Source organism: Candidatus Krumholzibacteriota bacterium (assembly GCA_016932415.1).
Lineage (GTDB): Bacteria > Krumholzibacteriota > Krumholzibacteriia > Krumholzibacteriales > Krumholzibacteriaceae > Krumholzibacterium.
The window spans coordinates 238,405-250,489 of record JAFGCX010000010.1; the positions used below are offsets into that span (position 1 = coordinate 238,405).

Consider the following 12,085-nt stretch of genomic DNA (forward strand, 5'->3'; position numbering starts at 1 on the left):
CGTCATCGTGTACGCAGCAGTACCGACAAGTGAGATTCCGGTACTGACCGGTCCGGGAAGCGTCCGCTGATGAAAGATTGCAAGAGGAAAGGATCAAGCGTGAAGGCCCCTGTTTATCTTGATTTTAACGCAACCACTCCGATATCGTCCGAGGTGGCCGGGGCAATGCGCCCCTTTCTCGAGGAAAATTTCGGTAACCCCTCATCTTCCCACTGGTACGGCCTGCAGGCAAAAAAAGCGGTATCGAAGGCAAGGAGACAGCTTTCTCTTCTTCTGGGATGCGATCCCGGGGAGTTGATATTCACCAGCGGAGGAAGTGAGTCAAATAACCTGGCTATAAAAGGAGCTGCATCGGTTGGGAAGGAAAAGGGGGACCATATAGTAACATCTTCGGTAGAACATCCAGCGGTTCTCGAGGTATGCCGGCATCTTGAAAAGGAAGGGTTCAGAGTGACCTATCTTCCCGTCGACGGGGACGGACTCGTCAGCGTCGATGATTTCAGGGACGCCCTTATTCCCGGGACGATCCTGGCGACGATCATGCATGCCAACAACGAGGTGGGGACTGTCCAACCCATTTCCGCTCTGGCCGCCCTTGCGAGAGAGCGAGGTGTCCTTTTTCACACCGATGCTGCCCAGTCGGTTGGCAAGGTCGAGGTCGATGTGAACAGTCTCGGTGTCGACATGCTCTCGGTGGCGGGGCACAAGTTCTACGCTCCCAAGGGAGTCGGAGCGTTGTACATAAGAACGGGAGTAGAAATATCAAAATTGATTCACGGCGCCGATCATGAACGCAACCTGAGAGCGGGGACGGAAAATGTACTTGAGATCGTGGGTATAGGTCAGGCTGCTGAATCGGCAAAGGAGAATCTGAAAGAAAATCACCGTCATATGGAAAGGATGCGCGACAGGCTGCAGTCCGGTCTGAAAGAAGCTTTCGATGACATGAAGATCAACGGAAGCCTTCAATACAGGTTGCCCAATACGCTCAGCGTCTCATTTCCACTTGTCGAAGCGAATACGCTTCTTGACGAAATATCTGGTGAGGTAGCGGCGTCAGCCGGCGCCGCCTGCCACACAGGTTCTGTCGATCTCTCGACCGTCCTAGAGGCGATGAAGGTGCCACTTGAGATAGCTATGGGGACAGTGAGGTTCTCCACTGGAAGGACGACCACCCCGGCAGATATAGACATGGCTCTTGGCGTGATCATTCCCGCGGTAAAGCGGCTGAAACCGGACCGGAGCGGGGAACCTGCCAAAGCTTCCCGGGATGACGCGATCAGACTGACGAAATACACACATGGACTTGGATGCGCCTGCAAACTGAGGCCACAGGACCTGGAAAAAGTGCTTGAGCATATGCCCGCTCCAGTGGATGAAAATGTCATTGTGGGGAAAGAGCGCTCTGATGATGCCGCCGTATACAGGATCGGGAGTGATCTCGCGATCGTGCAGAGCGTTGATTTCTTTACGCCGGTGGTCGATGATCCTTTTGATTTCGGGGCTATCGCCGCGGCAAATTCGCTCAGCGATATCTACGCGATGGGAGCAAGGCCCCTGTTCGGACTCAATATCGTGGCTTTTCCCTCTAAAAGGCTCTCACTGGATATTCTTCGTCGGATCCTTGAAGGTGCCCTCGCGAAGGCGGATGAAGCGGGTATCTCGATAATCGGGGGACATACCATAGAAGACAATGAACCCAAATTTGGCCTTGCAGTCACCGGTGTGATAGACCCGAAGAATATTCTCAGCAATTCGACCGCCCGGCCCGGTGACCTGATGATCATTACAAAGCCTGTCGGGACAGGAGTGATAGCTACGGCGATGAAACGGGGAATAGCCAGGCCCGGTACAGCGGCCAAAGCGATAGAAGTGATGAGCTCGCTCAACCGCGTAGCCTCGGAAACATTATCCGGATTCAACCCGAGCGCCTGTACAGATATAACAGGGTTCGGGCTTGTCGGGCATCTCAGGGAGATGACCGTCGGAAGCGGTCTGGATGCCGTGTTGTGGAGGGACAGCGTTCCGGTCATAGAGGGGACGAGGGAACTGATACTGGACGGGATCATCCCCGGCGGGACTATGAATAATTATGCATATGCGGAAGGTCATGTCGACTGGGATGAATCGATTATTGAAGGAGACCGGCTTCTACTATGCGACGCTCAGACGTCAGGAGGGCTTCTTGTCGCGCTCGACCCTGGCCAGGCCGTCAGGGCCCTGGATCTTCTTGCCTCGAGGGGGATAGAGGCTTCAATTACGGGCCGCTTTGAAGGCGAAGGTGAAGGAAGGATACGTGTTGTTGACCGGGGTCCGGAGATCGGAAGTGAGATCTGAATGAGATTCAATACTGGTATTTTAGCCGAATATTTTTTCATAACGGTCGGCGCGGCGATAATGTCGCTGGGCGTTGCGGTCTTTCTCGTTGATGCCAAGGTAGTCCCGGGGGGAGTTACGGGGCTTTCGATGGCTGTTCATTATCTGACCGCGGGAAAGATCTCCATCGGCATCCTGATGTGGGTCATGAACCTGCCTCTCTTTATCTGGGGAGTCGCTGAACTGGGAAAGACCTTTGGATTAAGGACATTCTGGGGATTTACAGTCAACTCGTTCTGCATAGACCTCTTCAGGGGAGACATCTTTGAATCGATCAGGTTGCAGGACACCGCTACCATCAAGTACCTTATCGATAACGACTTTTTTTTCCTGATATTGATCGGAGCGGTCTTTCTCGGTGTCGGTCTGGGAATAATATTCAAATTCAAGGGTACTACTGCCGGAAGCGATATCGTGGCCGCGGTAGCGAAGAAAAAATGGAGGGCAAAACCTGGCATCGTCATAATCATCACCGATTTTTTCGTGATCTGTATCGCCGGTGCCGTACTTCAATATAAAGGCCTTTCTCCCGAAAAACCGGTCATGCTGTTGATGCTTTATTCATTCCTTCTCCTTATAATCTCTTCACAGCTTATTGATATAATCATCTTTGGGTTCGACTACGCGAAATCGGCTTTTATCATCTCCGACAAGCATGAGAAGATCGCCGAATCTATCCTGAAGAGGATGGGAAGGGGAGCGACCGCTTTTCATGGCAAGGGATTGTACAGGAATGTCGAGAGGGATATTCTCTTTACCGTCGTCAACCGGAGGGAGATATACCGCCTGGTCGGACTGGTCAAGGAAATCGATCCAGAGGCTTTTGTCATTATCAACCGGGTTCACGAAGTCCTTGGAGAGGGATTCATGGGCAGGGGAGAGATCGATACCGAGAGTCTCAAATTCCCCGTAAAGAAGCTGGATGAAGAATAGGAATCTACTCAGCCCCGGTCCTTTAGGAAAGGCGGCCTGCCTGTCCGTCTTAACGGAAGAGGATCGGGTGAAAGGAAGAGCTTGAAGAATAAATACCATCTTAAAAGGACTGACAGAGAGATAAAGGACAAGGATACTATCGAACAGCTTCTTGCCGGATGCAGGCTCGCGTTTATCTCGGTCTGCAAAGTGGGAGAGCCTTATATAGTCACGATGAATTACGGATACGACAGTGATCGGCGCGCCCTCTATTTTCACTGCGCGCTCAAAGGGCACAAGCTCGATATAATACGGGAAAACAGTTCAGCCTGCGCTTTCATCTTTCGCGATCACGGATATGTTGACGGAAAATGCGAACATAAATACCAGTCCCTCATCGTACGAGGCGATATAAGTATCGTCGAGTCTTTCGATGAAAAGAAGCATGGCATCGATATCCTTATGGACCATCAGGAATCTGATCCGGAACCGGTCAGAAAGAGAAATTTTAAAAAAGAGACTGACTATGATATCTTCAATATGCTAAGGCTTGATATAGAGGATATTACAGCAAAGGAAAGCCTTTGACCAGGCAGGGCCTGTCAGACCGTGAGACGTCTTCTCGCGTTGCCGGAACCTGTTTGCGACATCGATGGAGGTTGATCATGATATCGGAATTATTCCGCAGAAGTCGGAAATTGAAACGAAGGAAAAGCACCCTGTTTTTCTTCATCGCCCTGGCCGCCACAGCTGCTGTCCTGGCGGGATGCAGTAACGAAAAGCCGCAGGAGAGGAATAATAGGGTTTCTGACGAAGAATTTCCCTGCCCGTCGATAGAATATTCTCCGAAACGTTATATCTGCCGGTTCTCTGATGCCCCTCTTGTCATCGATGGAAAGATCGATGACCCCGCGTGGCTTCAACCATGGACCGAATGGACCCATGACTTCGCCGATATCGAGGGAGAAGAGAAAACTTTTAATGGATCAAGGACAAGAGCAAAGATGATGTGGGACGATCATTATTTTTATATCGCCATCGAGATAGTCGAGCCGGCTGTATGGGCGACAGTCACCCGGCGCGATGGTGACGTCTATATGGATAATGATGTTGAGATCTATATAGATCCCGATGGAGATACCCATGAATATTATGAACTGGGGATAAATGCTTTCGGGACTGTGCGTGATATCTTTATGGTGAAACCGTATCGGGATGGGGGGCCGGCTCTCCTTTCATGGGATATCGAAGGGCTTGAAAGCGCCGTTCACGTGGACGGGACAATAAATGATCCGGGTAACAGGGACAGGGGATGGACCGTCGAGGTAGCGATACCGTGGGCTGTCCTCGGCGAATCTGCTCATAAAAAAGTTCCTCCGGACGATGGAGATATCTGGGCAGTCAATTTATCCCGGGCGAATTATGACCTGGTCACTGAGGATGGAAAGTACGTCAAATCCACCGACGCCGAGACTGCGATGGCGGTCCCGGAGCGTCTTACCTCGTGGTCGGCGCAGGGGATATCCAATATGCACTATCCAGAGATGTGGGGACTGGTGAAGTTCAGCGTGATGACAGGGTTTCACGGATCGCAATCATTCAGACCCGGTTCTGACGAACAGGCGCGATGGCTTCTGAGAAAGATCTATTACAGTGAACGCAGCTCTTACATTCAATACGGGTCTTATACCAGCGATCTGTCAGCGCTGAAAATCGATCCGGCAGAGATATTCGGGTATATCTGGCCTCCCGCGGTCTTCGTCACTCCGCACGATTTTGAGGCTGTTTTAGTATCAGTCGATGAAGATCGAGCGATCTCCATCAGCGCCGATGGCCGGGTGAGCGAATTTGTCAAATAATGATGACAGCCTTGAGTTCCCCTCTGAAGAGGGAGATACTCGCTGTTACACGTTCTTTTTTCTTCCGGGCTTGACAACTGCTTTCTCTCTGCGGTAGAATCACTCATCAATTCTATTCTTTTTTCTTTTTCCACAGGAGGGTTAGATGTTCTACAACCCACGCAATCCTGTAAGGTGGTTGGTCGGGGGTATCATGCTCCTGGCTCTCTCGCTTATGATCGGTTGTTCCGATCAGGGCGAGAATATCAGCACACCCGTTGCTGGCACCGAACAGGGATCCATAACTCTAAGTATGGATAACCCCGCCATTCATACTGTCATGGCTATTCAGAACCGCCATACTATGGATATCATGACCGATCCCCTGGTAGTTGGAACCGCCACAGGCCTTGACAAGAATGGCGTTCCCGCTATCATGGTCTACCTTGAAAATGAAAAAGGTGGAAAAAATGTTCCTGCGTCGATCGAAGGCGTCCCCGTCGTCAAGGTCGTATCAGGCAAGATAAAGATGGTCAAAGGTGGAAGTTCTTCCACGGGCCACACAGCTCGTTATCCCCGTCCCATCCCGCTCGGAGTCTCCGGTGGGAACAGCAAGGATTTCGCCTATCCGTATTGCTGCTCAGGGACACTCGGCGCGTTGCTGCAGGACGGATCCGGAACCAAGTTCATCCTCAGCAACAAGCATGTATTCGCTGGTGATCAGGCCGCGAGCGCGAACGATCCCGATGTCGCCGAAGTAGGCCAGGAGATCAATCAGCCCGGTCTGATCGATGTCAACTGCCAGGATATCCCTGCTGATTACGTAGCGTACCTTACGACATGGTGCGAAGATAATCTCAATATCGATTGCGCGATCGCTGAGATAATCCCAGGCATGGTCGATCCGGAAGGTTCAATCTACGAGATCGGCGAGATATCGGCCACGACGATGGATGCCTACGTAGGATTGCTCGTCAAGAAGAGCGGTCGTACTTCAGGATTGACCCGCGGGACTGTCAGCGCGATCAATGGCGCATTCAACGTCGGTGGTTCGGATGAATGCGGCGGAGAATCGACAACGGAGTATTTCACCGGACAGATCGTTGTTTCCGGCAGGAAATTCCTCCTCGGCGGAGATTCCGGATCGCTACTGGTAGAAGATGTCGCTACCAATCCTCGCGCTATCGGCCTGCTTTTTGCCGGCAGCACCTCGACAGGTATAGCAAACCCGATTGATAATGTTCTCACATACTTCGGTCTCTATATGGTGGGAAACTAGTCGGTAAGCTGTAAGAAAAGATCCTTAAAGGGTCTAAAAGGCAGAGATGCCTGTTCCATTCTTCCTTCCCGGGAGGATGGGCATCTCGCTTTTTTAAAGGTCACCACCTGAATCCAGCATCCTTGAAATATTTAATGAGATCTTTCCGGTCATTGAGATTGACCTGTTCGCTCCAGAGGTCTATCGGGTTTCTGTCATCAGTCAGAACGACATGTCCATCAGTGGGGGGCATGAATCTGTTTTCCCACGCGTGAGTCATGTCGTATTCCGGGCTGAAACGCGAATCCGGTTCGGGGATCGGGTAGGAAAGCGCGAGAAGCGAATCGGAAGCGAGAAGAATGAGATTACCGAGTTTGTCAGGAGGCTCGACTATCGGCAGAGCGATGATATTGTCGAATCTTTCCGACAGGGTCGCCGCGAGAGACGATACCATTCTGCTCTTCCATCCTACGGTGAGTACGTTCATCGCTATGATGCCGCCGGGAGCAAGCCTTGAAGCAGCGAGCTCGACCGCTTCCTCTGTTACAAGATGAAAAGGGACTGTGCCGCTTCCGAAAGCGTCGAAGATGATCAGATCGTAGAGCCGGTCAGTCTCTTTCAGGAATCGCCTCCCATCGGTCTGGAAGACCTCAGCGTCGCTGGAGGAAAGTTCGAAATACTTTTCAGCGAAATCAATCACTACAGGATCTATCTCCACAGCGTCTACTTTCCATCTCCACGAGGATAGATTCTTAGCGACCGAACCGCCTCCGAGGCCGATAAGCAGGGCATCTCCTCTTTTACCGTATATATTGCGCGCTATATCAATCACATTGACATAAGGAAAAAGATTTTCTCCCGATTCGATATCGACGAAAGTATGGATGGAGCCGTCTATCAGCAGGAATCTCGCCTCTCTGTAATCGACGACGTCGATCTGCGCGTATTGGGAGTGGCCGCTTTCAACGAAAGACGCGTTGCCTGTCGCTTCCGGGGAAGAAGGGACTATGACGATAGCAACAATCGAAAGGACAAGGAGAATCGACGATATCAGGGCACTCCCCCTGTCTTTCACGCTTCCGGACATAGTTAAAATACCGGAAGTGACAAAAAGGATGGCTCCCGTTCCGAAAAGAATGTGAGTCACGGCAAAGCCCGGGATCAGTATGAATCCGGTAAGAAGGGCGGCAACGACGCTCGCCAGGGTCGACACAGAATATAGGTTCCCTGCCGACCGGCCTACCCGGTCGAGGTCCGAAGCTTTGATCTTTACGGCCGATGGTGTGATCATTCCAAGGATCATAAGTGGCGGGAAAAAAAGAATCGTTGCCGCTATAAGTACTGATAATCTTAATTCGAAAGGTTCAAGTATTGACAGGACTGGACGTTTCAGGAACGGGATCAGGAAGAGAGACAACCCGCCCAGGAAAAGCATTATTCCCAGTCCCTTCATAGTTATGGAACGGTCTGCTATCCGCCCACCGATTGAATAACCGGCCGCGAGCGCTGCCAGTGTGACAGTTATTATTGCCGACCATAGATACAGGCTGACTCCATAGTATGGGCCGAGGATCCTCGTCCCGAGAAGTTCGAGGGCCAGTATCGAGGCTCCGCTGACCGATACTGTCAAATAAAGAAGAAGATTGTCTTTTTTGCTTTCCCGGATTGAACCTTCCATGTCGCTCCTTTCCCGATCTGGTCTCATCGATAATTGTTCGTGCCGGTCTGGTGGACATACAGGGAGCAATATAAAGGAGAGATTGCGGGGATCGATCCAGTATTCTGCCCTGTTGATTGTGTTGGATCGATAGTATAACGTATCATTATGCGGTTCAAGGCCATTTTGATCTGTTACTTTTACGGGGGCTGATGGTTATTTCAGCATTATTCTTCTCGGAGCCGCCGCGATGAGAGATCCTATGACCCATGATCCACCACCCGCTTCGCGTAGTTCTGTTTCGAATATTCCCAGGCCAGCCGGAGGTATTGCAAGAAGAAGCCCGCCGGAAGTCTGGGGATCGCTTGCTATTCTCAACATACCGGCGGGAAGGTCTTCCTTATACTTGAGAAGATCGCCGGCAAAGACGAGATTCCGTCGCTCACCTCCCGAGAAGAATGACGCTCCCGACGCTATTTCCATTGCTCCCGGGAGAACGGGAAGAGCGTGAGTGTCGATCTCGGCTGACAGGCCTGAGGCGAGGATCATTTCTTTCAGATGTCCGACGAGTCCGAACCCCGAGATATCAGTCGCGCAGAGGCAACCGGCGTTTACAGCTGCCTCGGATGCCGCGCGGTTAAGACCTGCCATTACCTCGATCGCGTAATCTATATCTTTTTTCACGGCGGCGTTGTTCATCAGCGCGTTGGAGAGAAGCCCCGATCCAAGAGGCTTCGTCAGAACGAGGATATCACCAGAGTTCCCCCGGTCTTTTCTCATGAGTTTTTCGGGATCGGCTATCCCGGTGACGGAGAGGCCGAACTTTATCTCCCTGTCCGAGATTGAATGTCCGCCCAGGACGGCGACTCTGGCGGCGGCGCATATATCAGACGCTCCCTGGAGGATCGCCGTGAGGACAGATTCGGGAAGGGCAGTGTCGGGAAAAGCGACTATATTCATCGCGGTGACAGGTTTCGCGCCCATCGCGTAGATGTCGGAGAGGGAATTCGCCGCTGATATCCTTCCGAAATCATACGGGTCGTCTACTATCGGAGTAAAAAAATCGAGAGTCTGGACGAGAGCGGGCCCGCCGGGAAGTTGATAGACCCCGGCATCATCAAAGGAGTCGGCTCCGATTATGATGTTCGGATCGCTGCTTCGATCGAGATTCTTGACAATCCTGTCCAGCACCGCCGGATCGAGTTTAGACGCTCAACCCAGGCAGCTGGAAAACCCGGTCAGCTTTACTGCCGTCTTATCCATGTCAGTCATAGATTCACGTCCTTCTACATCTTATGTTTTTCCGCGTAAAGATCTATGATCCTCAATATTACTTGTACCGCTTTTTCCATTGATTCAACCGGTATATATTCAAATCTTCCGTGGTAATTATGGCCTCCCGTAAACAGGTTGGGTGTCGGAAGCCCCATATATGAGAGCTTCGATCCGTCTGTCCCTCCGCGGATGGGAGTCTTCTTCGGCTCGACGCCGACATCGATCATCGCCTGTTCGGCTGTTTCGACGATATACATTACAGGTTCTATCATTTCACGCATATTGAGATACTGTTCGGTCAATTCCGCGCTGACCGTCTCCTCGCCATATTTATGATTGAGAAATGCGGCGATCTTGAGCCCGAGATCCTGTTTTTCCCTGAATCTGGCCATATCGTGATCCCTGACGATATAGGTCATGACGGTTTTTTCGACAGTTCCCTTTATACCGGTCATGTGGAAGAACCCCTCGTATTTTTCAGTGTAGAATGGAGTCTGGTTGACGGGAAGCATCGAATTATATTCCATCGCTATCAACATCGAATTGATCATCTTGTTTTTCGCGTATCCAGGATGGACATTGCGGCCGTGAACGATCACAGTAAGCTTTGCCGCGTTGAAGTTCTCGAACTCGAGTTCGCCTATCTGTCCTCCATCGAGCGTATATGCCAGTTCAGCGCCGAATTTTTTTACGTCAAAATGGTCTGTTCCCTTTCCTACTTCCTCGTCTGGTGTAAAGGCGATCTTGATCGTGCCGTGACTAATATCGGGATTTGCCGCGAGATGTTCCAGTGCCGTCATGATTTCCGCGATCCCCGCCTTGTCGTCAGCTCCGAGGAGGGTCGTTCCATCCGTTGTGATCAGAGTCTTTCCCTTATAGTTGAGGAGTTCAGGAAAATCAGAGGGAGAAAGGATTATATTCTCCTTTTTATTCAGTATGATATCGGTACCGTCGTAATTATCGATAATTCGCGCCTTGACGCCGCTTCCCGACATGTCGGGGCTGGTATCCATATGGGCGATGAAGCCTATTACCGGGACTTTAACGTCGATATTGGCTGGAAGGGTGGCCATGACATAACAGTTCTCATCGACAGAGGCGTCTTCAAGACCCAGTTCCTTGAGCTCCTCGACAAGTTTTCTGGCCAGGTCGAACTGGACGGCAGTTGTTGGGTTTGTCTCGGAATCCTCACTGGATTTAGTGTCAATTTTTACATACTCGAGGAATCTGTCTGTTAGACCTGACATTTTGGATCCTTCCTTCCGCGGTTACGATCTGCGTTAAGAGGCCTGCCCGGCCAAAACAATACTTGATTGACCGTCCTGCAATAAATAGTATGAAAGGGCCTGACGTTTCAACACATTTATTGGTGAAAGGACACCGACGACTGATGGACAAAGAACTTTATATTCCCGACGGCAGTGTTCAGTCGGAGAGGATCGTTAAAAATTCGAAGTTCATCGCGTGCGGCCTTAACGTATCGACCCCGGAAGAAGCCAGGCGAATAATAAGGAAGACAAAGGATGATCATCCTGGATGCAACCATCTCGTCTATGCCTTCATAACGGGTGGGGGCAGGAGCGAGATAGCGGGAATGAGCGACGATGGAGAACCGAAAGGCACGGCGGGAAGACCTGTTATGGATGTCCTTAAGGGAAGCGGAATCGTAGATCTTCTTATTATGGTCGTAAGATATTTCGGTGGGACGAAACTGGGTACTGGTGGGTTGGTCAAGGCGTACGGGGATTGTGCCCGGGATGTAATATCAAGACTTCCGGTCAGGAGGCTTGTCGAACTTGTCGCTTTTACGATCGATCTGCCGTATAATCTTTTCCGGGAAATAAAGGATGCTGTCCTCGAAGCGGAAGGGGAGATCGAGAGCGAGGATTTCGGTGATATGATAAGGATAAAGGGAAAGATACCTCTTTCGAGATTCGACGATTGCCGGAAAGCAGTCGAGGATCTTTCCAGAGGCGGCCTGTCACTTGTAAAAAAAGATAACGGCGATGAAGGATGATTATTCCATGGTGCCCGGACGCGCCCTGGCAGAAGATGGAGACCGGGAAGCAGGGAAAAGGAAAAGGATCTGATGGAGAATGCGAACGAGACATTTACTATATTTCTGATCGTGGCCAACGTGATATTCTCTCTTAAGGGATTCAGCAGCCGGCGTTTTTTTGAGCAGTATCTTTTCAACGTGGAAAGGATACTTCGTGGCGGTGAATATATAAGGATTCTCACCTCCGGGTTTCTTCACGCCAATATCGGCCACCTGATGTTCAATATGATCGCTCTTTATTCGTTCAGCCTCGGTGTGGGAGCAAGGTTCGGGTTCCTCGCCTACCTGGGGATATATTTCGGATCGCTTATAGCCGGTAACCTGCTGGCACTGTACATACACAGGGATCATCCCGGGTACAGGGCGATAGGAGCTTCCGGCGCGGTAAGCGGAGTCATTTATTCGAGCATAATCATATTTCCACACGGAGGGATATCTTTTCTGCTTTTTCCAGTCTCGATCCCTTCATGGCTTTTCGGTATACTCTTCATCCTGGTATCCGTTTACGGGATACGGGCGAAGCTCGGAAATATCGGTCATGAAGCTCATCTCGGGGGTGCGATCGCCGGGATCATCATTTCCGTAGCGCTCAGGCCAAGGCTTCTCATGGCGCATCCGTTTCTTATATCGATGCTTCTGATACTTACGACAGGGTTTCTTCTGATCCTGGTCCACAGACCCGATATTCTCAGGATAAGAAAGGATTGACC

10 protein-coding genes are annotated in these 12,085 nt (G+C 50.9%); 7 read left to right on the forward strand and 3 right to left on the reverse strand.

Going from position 1 to position 12,085, the window contains the following annotated elements:
• Positions 1-69 precede the first annotated feature (69 nt).
• The 5 genes from selD (JW814_03885) (at position 70) to JW814_03905 (ending at position 6,405) form a co-directional block, all read left to right on the forward strand.
• Entirely contained in the window at positions 70-2,337 is a 2,268-nt protein-coding gene (selD, locus tag JW814_03885; GenBank protein MBN2070577.1) for a selenide, water dikinase SelD, read from the forward strand.
• Positions 2,338-3,309, forward strand: a complete 972-nt coding sequence (locus JW814_03890) for a YitT family protein (GenBank protein ID MBN2070578.1) — start codon at positions 2,338-2,340, stop codon at positions 3,307-3,309.
• Between the two features lie 81 nt (positions 3,310-3,390).
• Positions 3,391-3,876: a pyridoxamine 5'-phosphate oxidase family protein gene (locus tag JW814_03895; GenBank protein ID MBN2070579.1), complete on the forward strand. Its 486-nt coding sequence runs from the start codon at positions 3,391-3,393 to the stop codon at positions 3,874-3,876.
• Positions 3,877-3,986: 110 nt separating this feature from the next.
• Positions 3,987-5,147 carry a carbohydrate-binding family 9-like protein gene (locus tag JW814_03900; GenBank protein ID MBN2070580.1) on the forward strand — a complete coding sequence of 387 codons (1,161 nt, stop codon included), beginning with the start codon at positions 3,987-3,989 and terminating at the stop codon, positions 5,145-5,147.
• Between the two features lie 145 nt (positions 5,148-5,292).
• Entirely contained in the window at positions 5,293-6,405 is a 1,113-nt protein-coding gene (locus tag JW814_03905) for a hypothetical protein (GenBank protein ID MBN2070581.1), read from the forward strand.
• Positions 6,406-6,505: 100 nt separating this feature from the next.
• Here JW814_03905 and JW814_03910 read toward each other — a convergent pair whose 3' ends face one another.
• From JW814_03910 to pepT, 3 genes are all read right to left on the reverse strand, one after another.
• Positions 6,506-8,062 (reverse strand): fused MFS/spermidine synthase, encoded by a 1,557-nt coding sequence (locus JW814_03910; protein MBN2070582.1) that lies wholly within the window; start codon positions 8,060-8,062, stop codon positions 6,506-6,508.
• Between the two features lie 195 nt (positions 8,063-8,257).
• Positions 8,258-9,232 (reverse strand): selenide, water dikinase SelD, encoded by a 975-nt coding sequence (selD, locus tag JW814_03915; GenBank protein ID MBN2070583.1) that lies wholly within the window; start codon positions 9,230-9,232, stop codon positions 8,258-8,260.
• A gap of 95 nt (positions 9,233-9,327) precedes the next feature.
• A complete protein-coding gene (gene pepT, locus JW814_03920) occupies positions 9,328-10,563 on the reverse strand; it encodes a peptidase T (protein ID MBN2070584.1) in 1,236 nt (411 codons plus the stop codon).
• 143 nt (positions 10,564-10,706) lie between these two features.
• Here pepT and JW814_03925 point away from each other — a divergent pair, with 143 nt between their 5' ends.
• Both JW814_03925 and JW814_03930 read left to right on the forward strand, forming a co-directional pair.
• On the forward strand, positions 10,707-11,333 hold the full coding sequence (locus JW814_03925; protein MBN2070585.1) for a YigZ family protein: 627 nt from the start codon (positions 10,707-10,709) through the stop codon (positions 11,331-11,333).
• Between the two features lie 72 nt (positions 11,334-11,405).
• The gene (locus JW814_03930; protein ID MBN2070586.1) at positions 11,406-12,083 is read left to right on the forward strand and encodes a rhomboid family intramembrane serine protease; all 678 of its coding nucleotides are present in this window, start codon (positions 11,406-11,408) and stop codon (positions 12,081-12,083) included.
• The last annotated feature ends 2 nt before the right edge of the window (positions 12,084-12,085 follow it).